At 72.0% G+C, this 17,847-nt stretch carries 18 protein-coding genes; all 18 read left to right on the top strand.

Going from position 1 to position 17,847, the window contains the following annotated elements:
* The first annotated feature begins 82 nt into the window (after positions 1-82).
* The 18 genes from ACFZAU_RS21915 to ACFZAU_RS21830 all read left to right on the top strand — a co-directional run bounded on the left by ACFZAU_RS21915 (position 83) and on the right by ACFZAU_RS21830 (position 17,801).
* A complete protein-coding gene (locus tag ACFZAU_RS21915) occupies positions 83-574 on the top strand; it encodes a hypothetical protein (RefSeq protein WP_500553583.1) in 492 nt (163 codons plus the stop codon).
* A gap of 320 nt (positions 575-894) precedes the next feature.
* Positions 895-2,031 carry a hypothetical protein gene (locus ACFZAU_RS21910; RefSeq protein ID WP_500553582.1) on the top strand — a complete coding sequence of 379 codons (1,137 nt, stop codon included), beginning with the start codon at positions 895-897 and terminating at the stop codon, positions 2,029-2,031.
* Positions 2,032-2,291: 260 nt separating this feature from the next.
* Positions 2,292-2,657, top strand: a complete 366-nt coding sequence (locus ACFZAU_RS21905) for a hypothetical protein (RefSeq protein ID WP_500553581.1) — start codon at positions 2,292-2,294, stop codon at positions 2,655-2,657.
* 103 nt (positions 2,658-2,760) lie between these two features.
* Entirely contained in the window at positions 2,761-3,321 is a 561-nt protein-coding gene (locus tag ACFZAU_RS21900; protein WP_500553580.1) for a hypothetical protein, read from the top strand.
* Between the two features lie 237 nt (positions 3,322-3,558).
* Positions 3,559-4,290, top strand: coding sequence for a DUF6585 family protein (locus tag ACFZAU_RS21895; protein ID WP_500553579.1), 732 nt, complete (start codon positions 3,559-3,561; stop codon positions 4,288-4,290).
* A gap of 59 nt (positions 4,291-4,349) precedes the next feature.
* On the top strand, positions 4,350-5,264 hold the full coding sequence (locus ACFZAU_RS21890; protein ID WP_500553578.1) for a GmrSD restriction endonuclease domain-containing protein: 915 nt from the start codon (positions 4,350-4,352) through the stop codon (positions 5,262-5,264).
* 130 nt (positions 5,265-5,394) lie between these two features.
* A complete protein-coding gene (locus ACFZAU_RS21885; protein ID WP_500553577.1) occupies positions 5,395-6,036 on the top strand; it encodes a SurA N-terminal domain-containing protein in 642 nt (213 codons plus the stop codon).
* Between the two features lie 89 nt (positions 6,037-6,125).
* A complete protein-coding gene (locus ACFZAU_RS21880) occupies positions 6,126-7,106 on the top strand; it encodes a nucleoside triphosphate pyrophosphohydrolase (RefSeq protein WP_499600204.1) in 981 nt (326 codons plus the stop codon).
* 79 nt (positions 7,107-7,185) lie between these two features.
* The gene (locus ACFZAU_RS21875; RefSeq protein WP_500553576.1) at positions 7,186-7,758 is read left to right on the top strand and encodes a DUF6479 family protein; all 573 of its coding nucleotides are present in this window, start codon (positions 7,186-7,188) and stop codon (positions 7,756-7,758) included.
* Between the two features lie 154 nt (positions 7,759-7,912).
* Positions 7,913-8,614: an endonuclease V gene (locus ACFZAU_RS21870; protein WP_500553575.1), complete on the top strand. Its 702-nt coding sequence runs from the start codon at positions 7,913-7,915 to the stop codon at positions 8,612-8,614.
* Entirely contained in the window at positions 8,607-9,872 is a 1,266-nt protein-coding gene (locus ACFZAU_RS21865; RefSeq protein ID WP_500553574.1) for a cytochrome P450 family protein, read from the top strand. The genes ACFZAU_RS21870 and ACFZAU_RS21865 overlap by 8 nt, the downstream gene beginning before the upstream one ends.
* A 116-nt stretch (positions 9,873-9,988) precedes the next feature.
* Positions 9,989-10,990: a transglycosylase family protein gene (locus ACFZAU_RS21860; protein ID WP_500553573.1), complete on the top strand. Its 1,002-nt coding sequence runs from the start codon at positions 9,989-9,991 to the stop codon at positions 10,988-10,990.
* Between the two features lie 179 nt (positions 10,991-11,169).
* Positions 11,170-12,450 carry a phosphopyruvate hydratase gene (gene eno / locus ACFZAU_RS21855; RefSeq protein WP_499600209.1) on the top strand — a complete coding sequence of 427 codons (1,281 nt, stop codon included), beginning with the start codon at positions 11,170-11,172 and terminating at the stop codon, positions 12,448-12,450.
* Positions 12,451-12,532: 82 nt separating this feature from the next.
* On the top strand, positions 12,533-13,030 hold the full coding sequence (locus ACFZAU_RS21850) for an FtsB family cell division protein (protein ID WP_499600210.1): 498 nt from the start codon (positions 12,533-12,535) through the stop codon (positions 13,028-13,030).
* Positions 13,031-13,059: 29 nt separating this feature from the next.
* A complete protein-coding gene (locus ACFZAU_RS21845) occupies positions 13,060-13,608 on the top strand; it encodes a DUF501 domain-containing protein (protein ID WP_500553572.1) in 549 nt (182 codons plus the stop codon).
* The gene (locus tag ACFZAU_RS21840; protein WP_500553571.1) at positions 13,605-14,546 is read left to right on the top strand and encodes a Ppx/GppA phosphatase family protein; all 942 of its coding nucleotides are present in this window, start codon (positions 13,605-13,607) and stop codon (positions 14,544-14,546) included. The genes ACFZAU_RS21845 and ACFZAU_RS21840 overlap by 4 nt, the downstream gene beginning before the upstream one ends.
* A 364-nt stretch (positions 14,547-14,910) precedes the next feature.
* Positions 14,911-16,278, top strand: coding sequence for an NAD(P)/FAD-dependent oxidoreductase (locus ACFZAU_RS21835; protein ID WP_500553570.1), 1,368 nt, complete (start codon positions 14,911-14,913; stop codon positions 16,276-16,278).
* Between the two features lie 197 nt (positions 16,279-16,475).
* Positions 16,476-17,801 carry a class I SAM-dependent methyltransferase gene (locus ACFZAU_RS21830; RefSeq protein WP_500553569.1) on the top strand — a complete coding sequence of 442 codons (1,326 nt, stop codon included), beginning with the start codon at positions 16,476-16,478 and terminating at the stop codon, positions 17,799-17,801.
* Positions 17,802-17,847: the final 46 nt, after the last annotated feature.

Genomic DNA, 17,847 nt, shown 5'->3' with positions numbered 1-17,847 from the left:
TCTTGCGCAGGGTTTGCTCGCTGAGCTGTCAGACCGACAGTGCGGAGCAGTCGTTACCGCGATGCTCTCCAGGCTTTGTCGGATGGTCCTGGTTGACCAGCGCGAAGAGATTACCTCGCCATCAACACGGCAGGTCATCGAGGACGCCTACGGATACTGCATGCGGAGGGTTGTGGGTGAGGATGTTGACAGCCATGCCCTTCGTTCCCGGTTCGAGGAGCTCCTGGGGCCAGACGATTTTCCGTTCGAAGACCCAGAGAACGTCGAGCCCTGGTTCATCGATGTTGTTTCCACGGCTGATTATGCAGTGCGAACCTGGGAGCATCCTGACGTTAGTGCATCGACATGTTTCAATGCACTGTTGGGGGCCTACTCCATTGTGGGGGGGTTGGAAGATGATCCTGATCTTCCAGCCACCTCGCCATTGGGGCAGATGGAATTCGATCGCCAGATCGACGATATGCGCGCGATTCGTTCAGGGGTGTCCGTCGAAGCGCTGATCGATAGTGGTGACATTTTGGCGCAGATGTATGCAGAGCGATTCTTGGAATACATCCGTCACTACCGGGGCTGATGGCAGTTTTGAAGTGCGGAGTATGGCTGCCTGTCGAACTTGAATGTAATTGATTCAAGGCCTGGCCACTCTTCTCCGATCTTGCCTCGATGAGCTTAGTGGGGATGCGATCGACATATCTCGGAAATTCGGCAATTTGGTTCTCAGAGGCGCCGAAGGCCGAGGTGGGGCACACCGCGGGATTCGCTGCATGCATGGCACATCGCCGACGGCGAGGTCCCTGGGCTCCGCATCCGAAGCCCGCTGTTCCACGCATCGTTGATTCACATCCGGCTGGGCGCCCGCCAACTCGGCGGCGAGCCCCCACACATGGACGGTTTATGAACCTCTTCATAGGTACGGCCGGCGCAGGCGTCCTCGTCTACGCCGCCGTCACGATTCCCCGCAACGCCATCAAGGCACGCGCCAAGCGGGCCGAGGCGAAAGCCAAGGCGCCGCTGACCATCGATCCGGCGCAGTACGGGTTGGTGCCGGCGTCGAAGCTGGACACCGGGCGGGCGCAGCCCGACCCGGAGGCGGACGCCGTGGTCGCGGCGGCGCTGTCGGGTGACTGGCGGCGGGCCGCCGCGTACCTGGCGGATGCGGGGCGCGACTGGGACCTGCGCTGGTACCGGCTGGGGCACATCGTGGACGCGGCCGCGGAGGACGACACGTGGCTCCGTGTCTGGCACGCCGAGCGCCCGGGCGACCCCGACGCCGCGCTCGTATACGCCGACACCCTCGTCGCCCTGGCCGGCAAGGCGCGCGGCGCCAAGCGGGCCAAGTACACGAGCGACGAGCAGTTCCAGGGCTTCCACCAGCTCCTGGCCGAGGCACTGCCGGCTTGCCGTGAGGCGGCGCGGCTGGCGGTGCCGGAGGACCCGACCCCGTGGGTCTCCCAGATCACCATCGCGTTGGGTCAGGGCTGGTCGCACGAGGACTTCCGGGTCCTGTGGGCGCAGATCATCCTGCGCGATCCGCATCACTTCGGCGCCCACGTCGGCGCCCTGCAGTACTGGTGCGCGAAGTGGCGGGGCTCCAAGGAGTTGATGTTCGGCTTCGCGGAGGAGGCGGCTGCCTCGGCGCCGCGGGGCAGCTTGCTGCCCGCCCTGCGCCTGTACGCGATTTTCGAGCATGCCCACCAGGAGCCGGAGTCGAAGGTCTACGCCGAGCCCTTCGTGGCCGCCGCCGTGGACGCCACCCTCGACGCGGTGGCCCACGTTCCCGCCGGCCACCACCGGCTGCCGACCGCGCGTCACCTCCTCGCGGACACGTTGTTCCAGACGAAGCGCCACGCGGAGGCGGTCGAGCAGTTCCGGGCGATCGGGGGTCATATCGGCAACGTGCCGTGGACGTATTTCGGCGACCCCGTCAAGGAGTTCGTGCACGCCCGCACCAACACATTCGTCGCCTGGGAACGGGCGGGCCGACCTGCGCCGCCGCCGCGTCTCGGGACGTCGTCCGGGACCCTCGGCTGAAGCAGCCTCGGGAAGTTTTGCCGCCGCTTGGGCGAGTCTTGCGACGACCTCGGTATCCGCTTTCCCGGGCTTGGAGGACGCACGGATACCGTGCCAGGGCCCCCATACGGAAGCCCGCGACCCCGCGACCCCGCGTCACTGCGGATCGAGGTGCGCGGCTGGTGGGGGTATCGGAACGACTGTGCCCAGCACGCTACCTGTGCTGTTTGCGTCATGAATGGGGTGGGGATGTTCGGTCACCGGCTGACAGGCGGCGAGCGGTGAACAAGGAGACCGGACCGGGCGGCGGGCTGACGCGGCGGCCTGGCGGGCGGCTCGCCGCCCGGTTGGGGGCCGCGGCGGTCCCGGTCGTGAGCCTGGGACTGCTGAGCCCGCTTCCCGCGCTCCTGATCGCCCTGCGCCGGGGGCGGCGCGCCGACTGGACCGCCTTCGGCGTCTTCTGCCTCGTGCTGGTGGCGTGGGCGCTGGACCTCGCACTGACGCCGGAGTCGACCCATGGGCCGGAGTTCGCCGTCGACGTCCTGCTGATCCTGTTGTCGATGGTGGTGGCCCCGGTGCACGCCTGGAAGTTCTGGCCCGTCGCCGGGGCGGCGGACACAGACGGTCGCACCGACCAGGGCCAGTGAACGGTACAGAGGAAGCGAGCGGAGACAGGTGGCGAAGAGGGTTCGGCAGGTGGCCCCGGCACAGCGGGTGAAGGCGGCGCGTGTCACCGGCGCGGAAGGGCGCTTGAGCAGGCTCACGCGTGCCGTCGTGGGGTGGCTGCGCGCCCTGACGGGCCGGCGGATCATGTCGGCCGCGGTCGCCGCCGCAGTGGTGGTAGCGGCAGCCGTGGTGTGGTTCGTCCTGGCCCAGGACGACGCCAGGCCCCTGCCCGACACCCGGGCCCGGCACTACGAGGATGTCGACGCGTGTCTGCTCACCGGGGAGAAGGGCATCGCCACGGGGACGCCCGCGGCCACCGTGTGGCAGGGCATGCAGGACGCGTCGGTCAGCACCCGCGCAAGGGTGAGCTACTCGTCCGTGACAGGTGAGCAGTCCGCCGCCAACGCGGTGCCGTTCCTCAACGGACTGCTTCAGCGCTCGTGCGACGTGGTGGTGGCCGCCGGCGAGCCCGAGGTGGCCGCCGCCGAGCAGACGGCATCCCAGTACGGCAAGGTTCGTTTCGTCCTGGTAGGTGCGGATGACCATGGCAAGCAGCGGGCCAATGTGTCCGTCACCAGCACTGGGGACGGGCTCCGCTCCGAGGTCGCCGGTGCGGTGGCGCGCGCGGTGAACGCCCGGAGCTGACGTACCCCTGACGGTTCCCGCCCCTGTCCCCGGCAGCGCCGAGGTGGGCACGACCCGGCGGGAGCGGCAGCGGCGGGGCAAGGAGGGGGCCGAGACCACCACCGCCTACGTGGCCGAGGAAGGCAAGCCGTACGTGCTGTCGTCGGCTGAGCCACCGGCTACGATCCCCGGGCCCTGGCGCACGCCGCGCCAGGGCCGTCCTCTCCCGTCCCCTCCCCGAGAACGGCGGAACGCACCATGGAAGACCGGATACCCGACGACGTCGCGGCCGCCGCCTCGGCCGAGGGTCTCGGCCGGCACCGCCTCACGATCCTGCCGAAGCGGCACGGCTTCCTGATGACGTGCAACTTCGTGTTCATGATCCTCGTGGGGCTGGCCTGTTTCGTCCTGCCCGGCCTGTGGTTCCTCCACCACGCCCTGCGCACCCCGAACTTCTCCCGCAAGGCCGCCGCCCGGCGCCTGCACTTCTACGAGTTCGGGCTGGTCGAGATCGACCACGCCGGCGTCCCCGCCGCCTTCCGCTGGGATTCGATGACGGTGCTGCAGGAGATCACCGAGTCCTACGTCAACGGCATCCACGTCGCCACCGGTTACCGCTACACCCTGCACAAGGGCGACGGCACGGTCCGGAAGATCCTCAACTTCTACGCGGAGCCCGAGCGCTGGGGGCCGTTCATCCAGCAGGAGGTCGCCGGGTTCCAGCTGCCGGGCATGCTGCGCATGCTGGCCGAGGGAGGGACGCTGACCTTCGGGGACATCGCGGTCAACCGCACCGGTGTCGCGACGCCCAGGCGCGGGGCCGTCACCTGGCAGGAGATCGAGGGCGTGCGGGTCTCGGACGGCGTGCTCGTGCTGAAGAAGGCCGGCAAGTCCCTGTCCTGGTCGTCCAAGAAGGTCAAGGACATCCCGAACTTCCCCCTCTTCCTCTCCCTTGTGGACGAGCTGCGCCGAACCGCCCCCGTACGGTGACCGTTCGGCCGCCGGACGCCCCCTGCCGGGCCGCACCCCCCACCCCCTAGAGTGCCAAGGTGCTTACAACCAGGGCGGGAACGGCAGCGGCAGCGGCGGCCGCCGCCGTGCTGCTCGGCGCGGGTCTGGCCGGTTGCACCGGCGAGGGCCTCGGCGGCGGCACGGGCAGCGGCGCCGGGAACGACGGGGCGCCGAAGGGCAGCGCGCTCAAGGCGGTCGGCGACCTGGCGGTGAAGGGCAGAGCCCCCAAGACGGGCTACGCGCGGGACGAGTTCGGCGCGGCTTGGGCGGACACCGACCACAACGGCTGCGACACCCGCGACGACATACTCCGCCGGGACCTCACCGGCACCTCCTACCGCGCCGACCGGGGCGGGGACTGCGTCGTCGCCTCGGGCACCCTCGCCGACCCGTACACCGGCAGGCGGATCGACTTCACGCGCGGCCGCAGCACGGTCGACATCGACCACGTCGTGGCCCTCAGCGACGCCTGGCAGAAGGGCGCCAAGTACTGGTCCCGCGACAAGCGCACGCAGATCGCCAACGACCCGCTGAACCTCCTCGCCGTCGACGGCCCGACCAACCGCGGCAAGGGCGACGGCGACGCGGCGACCTGGCTGCCGCCGGACAAGGGCTTCCGCTGCCCGTATGTGGCCCGCCAAGTCGCGGTGAAGAAGAAGTACGGGCTGTGGGTCACCGAGGCCGAGAAGGCCGCCATGGTGAAGGTGCTGGACACCTGCCCCGACGAACCCCTGCCGGACGACGGCAAGCCGGTGGCGTCCGGCGGGGACGGCGGGTCCGGCGGCGGGAACGGGGACGGGGACGGCAAGCAGGGCACCGCCCCCTCGCCGGACGCCACGTACGCGAACTGCGCCGCGGCCCGCGAGGCGGGCGCCGCCCCGCTGCACCGCGGGGACCCCGGCTACTCGCGCTCGCTGGACCGGGACGGCGACGGCGTCGCCTGCGACACCTGAGGTCCGGCGGATCGTTTGCGCAGTGTGTTGTGCAGAGTGCTGGATATCCCGGCGCCCCGCTCAATATCCTCGATCACTGCATCACTGCCAGGTCGTGCACCGTCGCTCGATCCCTTGCCGGGAGGCAAAAATGCTCCGCCGCAGGACTGCTCTCGCCGCCACCGCCGCCGCAGCCGTGCTGCTCGCGGCGCCACTGCTGACCTCCTGCGGCACACCGCACGCGGGCGCCGCGGCCGTCGTGGGCGGCGAGCAGATCACCGTGGAGTCGGTCCAGTCGAAGGTCGCCGCGGTCCGCGCCGCGCAGGAGAAGACCCCGCAGGCCGCCCAGCTCATCGAGGCCAGCAGCGATCTCCAGCGCAACGTGGTGCACCGGCTGGTGCAGAACGAGGTCATCGAGCGGGCGGCCGACGACATCGGCGCCTCCGTCACCCGGCGCGAGCTGCAGAAGGCCCGGACGGACAGCGAGCTGCAGGCCGGCGGCAAAGAGGCCCTGGAGGCCCAGCTGCTGCAGACCTACGCGATGGTGCCCGCCGACATCGACGAGAGCATCCGCACCGACCTGCTGATGCAGAAGGTCGCCGCCCACTACGGCGCCGACGTGCAGACCCCCGAGGGTCAGACGGCGCTGATCAAGGTGCTGCGGGACACGTCGAAGAAGCTGGAGATCGACGTCAACCCGCGCTTCGGCACGTGGAACTCGGACAAGCTCGACCTGGACGCCACCAAGGACCCGTGGCTGAGCGAGGTCAGCCGCCGCGCCGCCCAGGCGTAGGGCGCCGCGCGACCGGGGCCGCAGCCGGGGCCGGGTCCGACCCTCGGGCCCGGCCCCGGTGCCGTCCGGCGGCGAGGTAGTTTCGTCGGGTGGACCACTCCGATGACTCCGCCCGCCCGGGCCGCCTGGTACTGCTGACCACCACCCACCGGGTCGCGCCCGGCCTGCTCTCCTGGCCCGCCTGGGAGCTGCTGCGCGCCGCCGACCTGGTCGTCTGCCCCGACCCGGGGAACCCGCAGCTGCCGTACCTGCGCGAGGCCGGGGTCCGTGTCGAGCCGTCCGCGCCCACCGGGCGGGAGCTGGTCGACCTCACCGGGGACGGCCGCACCGTGGTCTACCTGGCGGGCGGAGAGGGCGACCGCGCCGTCACCGACGAGCTGGCCCGGCTCGGCGGCTCCGGCCGGGTCCACATGCCGGACCTGGAGCTGCTGCCCGCCTCCTACGACCTGCCGGGCGCGCGCCTGCTCGACCTGGTGCAGGTGATGGACCGGATCCGCCGCGAGTGCCCCTGGAGCAGCGTCCGTACCACCGAGGAACTGGTGAAGTACGGCATCGAGGAGGTCTACGAGCTCGCCGAGGCCGCCGAGGAGGGCGACCGGGACGCCCTGCGCGAGGAGCTCGGCGACGTGCTGCTGCAGGTCGTCTTCCACGCGCGGATCGCGCAGGACGACCCGGAGGAGCCGTTCTCGATCGACGACGTCGCCGCCACCATCGTGGACAAGCTGATCCACCGGCACCCGCACGTCTTCGGGGACGCCGTCGCCGAGACCCCGGAGGACGTCCGCGAGCACTGGCTGCGCACCAAGGCGGAGGAGAAGCGGCGCGGCTCGGTCACCGAGGGCATCCCCCTCGGCCAGCCCGCGCTCGCCCTCGCCGCCAAGCTCGGCTCCCGGGCCCGCCAGGCGGGGCTGTCCGTGGCCGTCCCGGACCAGGACGCCGCGGACACCGGTGACCGCCTGCTGGCGCTCGCGCTCGCCGCCCAGGCGGCCGGCATCGACCCGGAGTCCGCCCTGCGGGCCGCCGCGCGCCGCTACCGGGACGCGATCCTGGAGGCCGAGAAGACCGGCTGACCAGCCGCGCGGCCCGGTTGCGGAAGATCTCCTTCCGGCGATGTGGGTCAGTCCGGGGCGCAGCGGGTAAATGGGACGTATGCGAGCACTGGAACAGATCCAGCTGGCCGTGCCGCACGACTATCTCGTCGGCATCGCGCCGCTGGTGGTGGGCATCTTCCTCGTCGGCATCCTCGTCGGCGCCGTCTCCATCGGTGTGTGGGCACGGAGCAAGGAGCCCCCACCGGAACAGAAACCGCAGCCCCGCGGCGGGGCGTGGCACACCCGCCAGGAGCACGGGAGGGAGACGTCGGCCGACCACGGCCCCGGCCACCAGGACGGCGAGCGGCACACGCTCACCGAATGGCGGGAACCGGACGAGTGGCCGCAGGACGGCATCCGGCACCTGCCGCACTCCCTCAAGGGCTTCGGCAACTGGGGCTCCCACGGGGTGAGCAGCCCGGAGGGCGGCACCCGCGGCCCCGCGGCCGGCACCCGAAGTCCCGGGGACGTCCGCGCCACCGGGGACACCGGAACCCCCGGGGACACCCGGAGCGCCGCGGAGCGCCGCACACCGGCGGGCGCCGCGGGCGGTGCTCCGGGCGGCGCCCCCAGGGGCGGGCCGACGCGTTCCGGCCCGGGCCAGGAGGAGAGCGGCAAGGAAGAGCACTGAGTCCCGCCCGGGCTCGGGCCCGGCCGGGGTCGTGTCGTCACCCCACCCCCTGCCCTCGGCCGGGGGTGGGCGCCGTGCGCCGTCGAATCGTCCGAGCAGCCGGCTGCGCGGACGATCGTGCGCCTGCCGATGCGGCGCGCCTAGGCTCACCGCCATGCGCATCGACGTACCGCACGCGTGGCCGCGTGACGAGGCCGAGGCACTGGCCCTGCAGGACCGGCTCCGCCCGCTGGCGGACCACCGGGGACCCGGTCCGCGGCATCCGCGGTACGTGGCCGGACTGGACGTCGCCTACCGCGGCGGCCACGGTGCCGAGGGCGACGCCGTGGCCGCCGCCGTCGTCGTGCTCGACACCGGGACGCTGGCCCCGGTCGAGCAGGTCACGGCGACCGCCCTGGCCGGTTTCCCGTACGTGCCGGGGCTCTTCGCCTTCCGTGAGCTGCCCGTGCTGATCGACGCGCTGGAGAAGCTCTCCGTCACCCCCGATCTGCTGCTCTGCGACGGCCAGGGGCTGGCGCACCCGCGCCGCTTCGGCCTCGCCTGCCATCTGGGGGTGCTCACAGGGCTGCCCACCGCGGGGGTGGCCAAGACGCCGTTCGTCGGCACCTGGGACCCGGCGGCGCTCGGTGACGCCCGGGGATCGACCGCGCCGCTGGTGGACGCGGGGGAGACGGTGGGCCGGGTGCTGCGCACCCAGCGGGGCGTGAAGCCGGTCTACGTCTCGACCGGTCACGGCGTCGACCTGGACACCGCCTGCCGCCATGTGCTGGCCCTCGCCCCCTCCTACCGCCTGCCGGAGACGACCAGGCTGGCCGACCGGCTCAGCCGCGACCGGCTAACGTCATGGGGTGCATGACAGCGTGACCCCCGACCCCGGCATCCCGCCCGCCCCCGAGCTGTTCGGCTGGCAGTTCGCGACCGATCCCTACCCCGCGTACGCGTGGCTGCGCGAGCACTCGCCGGTGCACCGCACGACCCTGCCCAGCGGGGTGGAGGCGTGGCTGGTCACCCGGTACGCGGACGCCAAGCAGGCGCTCGCCGACGCCCGGCTCAGCAAGAACCCCGTCCACCACTCCGAACGCGCCCACGCCAAGGGCAAGGTGGGCATCCCGGGTGAGCGCAGTGCGGACCTGATGACGCACCTGCTCAACATCGACCCACCGGACCACACCCGGTTGCGGCGACTGGTCTCGAAGGCCTTCACCCCGCGCCGGGTGGCGGAGTTCGCGCCGCGGGTGCAGGAGCTCACCGACCGCCTGATCGACGGTTTCGCCGCCAAGGGCGAGGCGGATCTCATCCATGAGTTCGCGTTCCCGTTGCCGATCTACGCCATCTGCGACCTGCTGGGCGTCCCTTCCGAGGACCAGGACGACTTCCGCGACTGGGCGGGCATGATGATCCGGCACGGCGGCGGTCCGCGCGGGGGAGTGGCGCGCTCGGTGAAGAAGATGCGCGCCTACCTGCTGGAACTGATCCACCGCAAGCGCTCGGACCTCGGCGACGACCTGATCTCCGGGCTGATCCGGGCGAGCGACCACGGTGAGCACCTCACCGAGAACGAGGCCGCCGCGATGGCCTTCATCCTGCTCTTCGCGGGCTTCGAGACGACCGTCAACCTCATCGGCAACGGCACCTACACGCTGCTGCGCCACCCGGAGCAGCGGCGGTGGCTGCAGGACTCCCTCGCCCGCGGCGAGCGCGAGCCGCTCGGTACCGCCGTGGAGGAACTGCTGCGCTACGACGGCCCGGTGGAGTTGGCGACCTGGCGCTTCGCCACCGAACCGCTCACCGTGGGCGGGCAGTCCGTCGCCGCCGGCGACCCGGTGCTCGTCGTCCTGGCGGCCGCCGACCGCGATCCGGCCCGCTTCGCCGACCCCGACGCCCTGGACCTGACGCGCCGCGACAACCAGCACCTCGGCTACGGCCACGGCATCCACTACTGCCTCGGCGCCCCGCTCGCCCGGCTGGAGGCGCAGGCCGCGCTGGCGACCCTGCTGACCCGGCTTCCGGACCTCCGACTGGCCGCGGATCCGGCCGATCTGAGGTGGCGTGGCGGCCTGATCATGCGCGGTCTGCGGACCCTGCCGGTCGCGTTCACACCGCAAAGTGACTGACGTAGCGTCAGAACGTGATCTTGGCGTGATCCGTGAGACATCGACTTGTGATGCATGGGCCAAGGCGGCTACGGTCTGGCGCCATCGCAATGTTCGAACGTGAAAGGCGATGGCGCATGCTGAAGTCCGGGAACGGCCGACACCGCAAGCCGCGTCAGGCCCCGACCGCCATGGTCGCGGTCGCGGCGACCGGGGCGGGCCTCACGCTCCCCCTCTTCGCAGCGAGCGGCGCCAGCGCCGCCGACGCCAACAGCACCTGGAACGCGGTCGCCATGTGCGAGAGCGGCGGCCTGTGGAGCTCCAACACGGGCAACGGCTTCTTCGGCGGTCTGCAGATCACCGAGGAGACCTGGCAGCAGTACGGCGGCGACCAGTACGCCGAGCGCCCCGACCTCGCCAGCCGCAACGAGCAGATATCCGTGGCCGAGAAGATCCTCGCGGAACTCGGCCCCGACGCCTGGTCCGGCTGCGCCGACTCCTCCGGGCTCACCGACGCCCTCGACGGCCTGCTGCACGGCGGCCACGACCACGACGGCCAGGGGGGCGACTCCACCGGCTCGGGCGACCAGGACACCGACGGTGACGGTGACGGCGCCACCTCCGGCGACGACACCACCGGCACCACCGCCCCGGGCACCGGCGACGACACCACCGCCGTGCCGGACGCCGACCCGACCGAGGGCGCCGACGCCTCCGCGACCCCCACCGCCGGCGACAAGGGCAAGGGCGCCGGCAAGCACCGCAAGCCGGACGCGGGCACCGCCGCCGACGCACCCGCCGCCGGGAACGGCACGGCTTCCACCGGGACCCAGGAGCACGGCCCCAGCGGCCTGCCGGCCCACTTCGTCGAGGGCGAGGCCGCCTGGGGCGTCATCCCGCTCACGCCCGACACGCGCACCGAGACCAAGAAGGCCGACACCGGCCGGGCCAACGACGCGAGCGCCAAGACCACCACCGGCGGCCGCTACCTGGTGCAGGAGGGCGACTCGCTCTGCGAGATCGCGATGGAACAGCACGTGACGGGCGGCTGGCGCGGCCTGTACGACGCGAACCGCGACGTCATCGGCGACGACCCGAACGCGATCAGCGCCGGCTCGTACCTGAACCTCGGCCGCTGACCCCCGCACGCCGCCGGGTGGGGGTCCACCCCCGCTCGGCGGACGCCTGCTGACATCGGGCTGAACTTTCTCCTCCGTTCCGAGTGCGCGCATGTCCATCCCCCGAGCGTGCCCGGCCGTGGCTTTTCGGGTCGGTTAGGCTCATGCCGAAACGAAGAGACATCCAGAAGGAGACTCACGTGCCGTCCATCGACGTCGTCGTAGCCCGGGAAATCCTCGACTCGCGAGGCAACCCCACCGTCGAGGTCGAGGTCGGCCTCGACGACGGCAGCACGGGCCGTGCAGCCGTCCCCTCCGGTGCGTCCACCGGTGCGTTCGAGGCCCTCGAGCTCCGCGACGGCGACAAGAGCCGTTACCTGGGCAAGGGCGTGGAGAAGGCCGTGCTGGCGGTCATCGAGCAGATCGGCCCCGAGCTGGTCGGCTACGACGCGACCGAGCAGCGCCTGATCGACCAGGCGATGTTCGACCTGGACGCCACCCCGGACAAGTCCTCGCTCGGCGCCAACGCCATCCTCGGCGTCTCGCTCGCCGTGGCCCACGCCGCCTCCGAGGCCTCCGACCTGCCGCTCTTCCGCTACCTGGGCGGCCCGAACGCCCACGTGCTGCCGGTCCCGATGATGAACATCCTGAACGGCGGCTCGCACGCCGACTCCAACGTGGACATCCAGGAGTTCATGATCGCGCCCGTGGGCGCGGAGTCCTTCTCCGAGGCCCTGCGCTGGGGCGCCGAGGTCTACCACACCCTCAAGGCGGTCCTGAAGGAGCGCGGCCTGTCCACCGGCCTCGGCGACGAGGGCGGCTTCGCCCCGAACCTGCCGAGCAACCGCGACGCCCTCGACCTGATCGTCGAGGCCATCAAGAAGGCCGGCTACCAGCCCGGCCAGGACATCGCGCTCGCGCTCGACGTCGCCGCCTCCGAGTTCTACAAGGACGGCAGCTACTCCTTCGAGGGCAAGTCCCTGTCGGCGGCCGAGATGACCGCGTACTACGCCGAGCTGGTCGACGCGTACCCGCTGGTCTCCATCGAGGACCCGCTGAACGAGGAGGACTGGGACGGCTGGAAGACGATCACCGACCAGCTCGGTGACAAGGTCCAGCTGGTCGGCGACGACCTGTTCGTCACCAACCCCGAGCGCCTGCAGCGCGGCATCGACAGCAACACGGCGAACGCGCTCCTGGTCAAGGTCAACCAGATCGGTTCGCTGACCGAGACCCTGGACGCGGTCGAGCTGGCCCAGCGCAACGGCTACAAGTGCATGATGTCGCACCGTTCCGGCGAGACCGAGGACGTCACCATCGCCGACCTCGCCGTCGCCACGAACTGCGGCCAGATCAAGACCGGCGCCCCCGCGCGCAGCGAGCGCGTGGCCAAGTACAACCAGCTGCTGCGCATCGAGGAGATCCTCGACGACGCCGCGGTGTACGCCGGCCGCTCCGCGTTCCCGCGCTTCAAGGGCTGACGTCGTCCGGTGCCGCCCGCCGCGCCCGCGGCGGGCGGCACCGTGCGCAGCAAGGGCCATCCGAACCCCACCGGAGGTGCACGTGCCGGATCGCTTCTCCACCGCGACGCGCATCCGTGCCCTCGGGGCACAGGCGCAGGCCCGCGTCTACCGCGCGGCCGGCCGTCCGCGGCCCTCGCTGCCGCGCGGCCGCAGCCGGCTGACCGGCCGGGCCGCGCTGCTGGCGCTGGTGGTCTGCGCCCTGGTGGTCGCCCTGGCCTACCCGATGCGCCAGTACGTCGCGCAGCGCTCGCAGATCGCCGACCAGCGCAAGCAGGCCGAGCAGGCGCGCAAGCGGGTCGACGAGCTGCGCGAGGAGAAGGCCCGCTGGCAGGACCCGGAGTACGTCAAGGCGCAGGCCCGGGCCCGGCTGCACTACGTACTGCCGGGCGAGACGGCGTATACGGTGGTGGAGCCCAGCGGAGCCGCGGCCCCCGACGGGTCCGGCGCCCGCCACAGCGACAGCGCCGCCCGCCGCCCCTGGTACTCCAACCTGTGGGACGGCGTGGACCACGCGGACGCCGCCGCAGCACACCGTTGACGCACGCCCCGAAAGAGACACGCCCAGGCATGGAAAAGCCCCCGCCGCAGACCGAGCACGCCCCGCCCACCGAGGCGGACATCGCCGCCTTCAAGGAGCAGCTCGGCCGCCCGCCGCGCGGCCTGCGGGCCATCGCGCACCGCTGCCCCTGCGGCAACCCCGACGTGGTGGAGACCGCGCCGCGCCTGGAGGACGGGACGCCGTTCCCGACGCTGTACTACCTGACCTGCCCGCGCGCCGCCTCGGCGATCGGCACCCTCGAGGCCGAGGGCGTCATGAAGGAGATGACGGCCCGGCTCGCCGAGGACGAGGAACTGGCCGCCGCCTACCGCGCCGCGCACGAGGACTACATCGCCCGCCGGGACGCCGTCGAGGTCCTGGAGGGCTTCCCCAGCGCCGGCGGCATGCCGGACCGGGTCAAGTGCCTGCACGTCCTGGTCGGCCACTCCCTGGCGGCCGGCCCCGGGGTGAACCCGCTGGGCGACGAGACGATCGCGATGCTGCCCGAGTGGTGGCGCAAGGGCCCGTGCGTGAGCCCCTGCGGCGGCGCCGGCCGGGAGGAGGGCGAGGACTCGTGACCCGCGTCGCCGCCGTGGACTGCGGCACCAACTCCATCCGCCTGCTCGTCGCGGACGCGGACCCCGCGACCGGCGAGATCAAGGACCTGGACCGCCGGATGACCATCGTCCGGCTCGGTCAGGACGTGGACCGCACCGGCCGGCTGGCCCCCGAGGCCCTGGAGCGCACCTTCGCGGCTTGCCGCGAGTACGCGGGCGTGATCGGGGAGCTGGGGGCGCAGCGGCTCCGGTTCGTGGCCACCTCCGCCTCGCGGGACGCCGCCAACCGGGACGACTTCGTGCGCGGGGTGGTGGACATCCTCGGCGTCGAGCCCGAGGTGATCACCGGCGACCAGGAGGCGGAGTTCTCCTTCACCGGCGCCACCAAGGAGCTCGCCGGGCGGGCGGACCTCGAACGCCCCTTCCTGGTCGTGGACATCGGCGGCGGCTCCACCGAGTTCGTCGTCGGCGACGACCGCGTCACGGCCGCACGGTCGGTCGACGTCGGCTGTGTGCGGATGACCGAGCGCCACCTGGTCCGCGACGGCGTGGCCGTCGACCCGCCCACGGCCGATCTGATCGCCGCCATGACGCGGGGCATCGACGCCGCCCTCGACCTCGCCGAGCGGACCGTCCCGCTGCGCGAGGCCCGTACCCTCGTCGGGCTGGCGGGCTCCGTCACCACGGTCGCCGCGATCGCGCTGGGCCTGCCCGAGTACGACTGGGCCGCCATCCACCACTCCCGCATCCCGGTCGGGACGGTGCGCGAGATCAGCGCCCGCCTGCTGGCGGCCACGCACGCCGAGCGCGCCGCGATCCCGGTGATGCACCCGGGCCGGGTCGACGTGATCGGCGCCGGGGCCCTGGTACTGCTGAGGATCATGGAGCGGACGGGTGCCCGGGAGGTCGTGGTCTCCGAGCACGACATCCTCGACGGCATCGCCTGGAGCATCGCCTGAGCAGGGCCTTTTCCATCTGAGCGGGGTCCGGGGGCGGGCGTGACACGCCCGCCCCGCGAAGTTCGTGAATTTCTTCACATGAAAGTTCCCGCCGGACGGCCCAACTCCCCGCGGCCGGGTCCCCCAGGAGCCCCAAGAACCCTTGCTGCCCACGCGTTTCGGCTGTGTTGCGGGACCGTGAAGAGGTGCCCCCGGATGCCGATCGCCGCTGGTCGGAGGGGGCGCTCAACGCCCGCGCGGCCCGCCGGGTTCCCCCTGGGCGCTGTGGTCCTGATCACGAAGCGGCGCAGTGTAGCAGAGGGCACCGGAAACCTTGTGAAGGGGCTCACGAGGTACCCCCTGGGGCGTGGTGAATACTCGAAGCATGAGCACCACGGAGCGTCCCAGGATCCTCGTAGTAGGCGGAGGGTACGTCGGCCTGTACGCGGCGCGGCGCATCCTCAAGAAGATGCGTTACGCGGAAGCGACGGTCACCGTCGTCGACCCGCGCTCGTACATGACGTACCAGCCCTTCCTGCCGGAGGCCGCCGCCGGCAGCATCTCCCCCCGCCACGTCGTGGTGCCGCTGCGCCGCGTGCTCCCCACGGCGGAGGTCCTCACCGGCCGGGTCACCACCATCGACCAGGACCGCAAGGTCGCGGTCGTCGAGCCGCTCGTGGGCGAGACCTACGAGCTGCCCTTCGACTACCTGGTGGTCGCTCTGGGCGCGGTCTCCCGCACCTTCCCGATCCCGGGCCTCGCGGAGCACGGCATCGGCATGAAGGGCGTCGAGGAGGCCATCGGGCTGCGCAACCACGTGCTGGAGCAGCTCGACAAGGCCGACTCCACCACCGACGAGGACGTCCGCCGCAAGGCGCTCACCTTCGTCTTCGTCGGCGGCGGCTTCGCCGGCGCCGAGACCATCGGCGAGGTGGAGGACATGGCCCGCGACGCGGCCAAGTACTACACCAACGTCAAGCGCGAGGACATGCGCTTCATCCTCGTCGACGCCGCCGACAAGATCCTCCCCGAGGTCGGTCCCGAGCTGGGCACCTGGGGTCTGGAGCACCTGCGCGAGCGCGGCATCGAGGTCTACCTCAGCACCTCCATGACCTCCTGCGTCGACAAGCACGTGGTGCTGGCCAACGGCCTGGAGGTCGACGCCTCCACCATCGTGTGGACGGCCGGCGTCAAGCCCAACCCGGTGCTCGCCAAGTACGGCCTCCCGCTCGGCCCGCGCGGCCACGTGGACACCGCCGCGACGCTCCAGGTCCAGGGCACCGACTACATCTGGTCGGCGGGCGACAACGCCCAGGTCCCCGACCTGGCCTCCGGCCCCGGCGCCTGGTGCCCGCCGAACGCCCAGCACGCGCTGCGCCAGGCCAAGGTGCTCGGCGACAACGTGGTGTCGGGCATGCGCGGCTTCCCGCAGAAGCCGTACAAGCACGCCAACAAGGGCGCCGTGGCCGGCCTCGGCCTGCACAAGGGCGTCGCCCTGGTCCGCTTCGGCAAGATGAAGCTGAAGTTCAAGGGCCGCCTGGCCTGGTACATGCACCGTGGCTACCACGGCATGGCGGTACCGACCTTCAACCGCAAGATCCGGGTGCTCGCCGACTGGACGCTGGCGATGTTCCTCAAGCGCGAGGTCGTCTCGCTCGGCGCCATCGAGAACCCGCGCGAGGAGTTCTACGAGGCCGCCAAGCCGGTCCCGGCCGTGGCGGTCCCCGCCGAGGCCGCGAAGGCCAAGGCCTGAGCAGGTAGCAGTACGGCCGAAGGGCGTCCGCCATCCGTGGGGCGGGCGCCCTTCGTCGTGCCCGTGTCCCTGGCTCCGGGGCACAGGACATGAGATGGGTAGAGGTAAAGAAGCGGTAGCGCGGGAATGTCGGTGTATCCCGCATCCGTTTCCCAGCCCAGTGGACCCGTCTTCATGGAGGCACGGAGGTACGCGCCATGGCCGATGCGGCCGGACGACTGACCGCCCTCGCCGAGCAGGCGCTCGGCGTTCCCATCCCGCTGCGCGTCCGCGCGTGGGACGGCAGCGAGACCGGACCCCCCGACGCCCCGGTCCTGGTCGTACGGCACCGGCGGGCGTTGCGCCGGCTGCTCTACAAGCCCGGCGAACTCGGCCTGGTCCGCGCCTGGGTGGCCGGTGAACTCGACGTCGAGGGCGATCTGTACGAGGCCCTGGACCGGCTCTCCGGGCTCGTCTGGGAGCGCCCCACCGAGGGCGGCGGGACCTCGCCGCGCCGGCTGCTCGGCATCGCGCGCGACCCCGCCACCTACCGGCTGGCCCGCGAGGCCCTCGCCCTGGCCGGCCCCGGTCTGCCGCCGCCCCCGCCGCCGGAGGAGGTCCGCCGGCGTTCCGGCGTGCTGCACAGCCCGGTCCGCGACCGGCAGGCGATCAGCCATCACTACAACGTCGGCAACGACTTCTACGAGCGGGTGCTCGGCCCGTCCATGGTCTACTCGTGCGCCTACTGGGAGGGGCCCGACGCGACCCTGGAGGACGCCCAGCGCGCCAAGCTGGACCTGATCTGCCGCAAGCTGCAACTGCAGCCCGGGCAGCGGCTGCTGGACGTCGGCTGCGGCTGGGGCTCGATGGTGATGCACGCCGCGGAGCACTACGGCGTCCGCGCCACCGGCGTCACGCTCTCCACCGAGCAGGCGTCCTACGCCCGCAAGCGGGTCGCCGACGCCGGTCTGGCCGACCGGATCGAGATCCGCGTGCAGGACTACCGGGCGGTCGACGACGGGCCCTACGACGCCATCTCCTCGATCGGCATGGCCGAGCACGTGGGCCGGGAGCGCTACCGGCAGTACGCCGGGGTGCTGTACGGGCTGCTGCGGCCCGGCGGGCGGCTGCTCAACCACCAGATCGGCCGCCGCCCCTGGGCGGACGAGGAGGCCTACCACGTCGACGAGTTCATCGACCGGTACGTCTTCCCCGACGGCGAGCTGGCCCCGGTCGGCTCCACCGTCGCCCGGCTGGAGGAGGCCGGGCTCGAGGTACGGGACGTGGAGGCGATCCGCGAGCACTACGCCCTGACGCTGCGGCAGTGGGTGGCCAACCTGGAGGCCCACTGGCCGGAGGCCGTCCGGCTCGCCGGGGCCGGCCGCGCCCGCGTCTGGCGGCTCTACATGGCGGCCTCCGCGCTCTCCTTCGAGCAGAACCGCATCGGCGTCAACCAGGTCCTCGCCGTCCGCCCGACGAAGGACGGCGGCTCGGGGATGCCCCGCACCCGGGCCGACTGGCTGGGCACGGGCCGGCAGGCCTGAACGCGCCGGGGGCGGGGGCCGCACACGGCCCCCGCCCCCGGCATGT

It is taken from the genome of Streptomyces sp. NPDC008238, assembly GCF_042956445.1.
In the GTDB taxonomy this organism is placed as follows: Bacteria; Actinomycetota; Actinomycetes; order Streptomycetales; family Streptomycetaceae; genus Actinacidiphila.
Note: the sequence above shows the minus strand (reverse complement) of the source record. Positions and strands in the feature narration are given on the sequence as shown.

What these genes read in the sequence shown, in the direction of transcription:
- ACFZAU_RS21915 (WP_500553583.1), top strand. Translation starts at nt 83, where the DNA reads ATGGTCCTGGTTGACCAGCGCGAAGAGATTACCTCGCCATCAACACGG.
- ACFZAU_RS21910 (WP_500553582.1), top strand. Translation starts at nt 895, where the DNA reads ATGAACCTCTTCATAGGTACGGCCGGCGCAGGCGTCCTCGTCTACGCC.
- ACFZAU_RS21895 (WP_500553579.1), top strand. Translation starts at nt 3,559, where the DNA reads ATGGAAGACCGGATACCCGACGACGTCGCGGCCGCCGCCTCGGCCGAG.
- ACFZAU_RS21885 (WP_500553577.1), top strand. Translation starts at nt 5,395, where the DNA reads ATGCTCCGCCGCAGGACTGCTCTCGCCGCCACCGCCGCCGCAGCCGTG.
- ACFZAU_RS21875 (WP_500553576.1), top strand. Translation starts at nt 7,186, where the DNA reads ATGCGAGCACTGGAACAGATCCAGCTGGCCGTGCCGCACGACTATCTC.
- ACFZAU_RS21870 (WP_500553575.1), top strand. Translation starts at nt 7,913, where the DNA reads ATGCGCATCGACGTACCGCACGCGTGGCCGCGTGACGAGGCCGAGGCA.
- ACFZAU_RS21860 (WP_500553573.1), top strand. Translation starts at nt 9,989, where the DNA reads ATGCTGAAGTCCGGGAACGGCCGACACCGCAAGCCGCGTCAGGCCCCG.
- ACFZAU_RS21845 (WP_500553572.1), top strand. Translation starts at nt 13,060, where the DNA reads ATGGAAAAGCCCCCGCCGCAGACCGAGCACGCCCCGCCCACCGAGGCG.
- ACFZAU_RS21835 (WP_500553570.1), top strand. Translation starts at nt 14,911, where the DNA reads ATGAGCACCACGGAGCGTCCCAGGATCCTCGTAGTAGGCGGAGGGTAC.
- ACFZAU_RS21830 (WP_500553569.1), top strand. Translation starts at nt 16,476, where the DNA reads ATGGCCGATGCGGCCGGACGACTGACCGCCCTCGCCGAGCAGGCGCTC.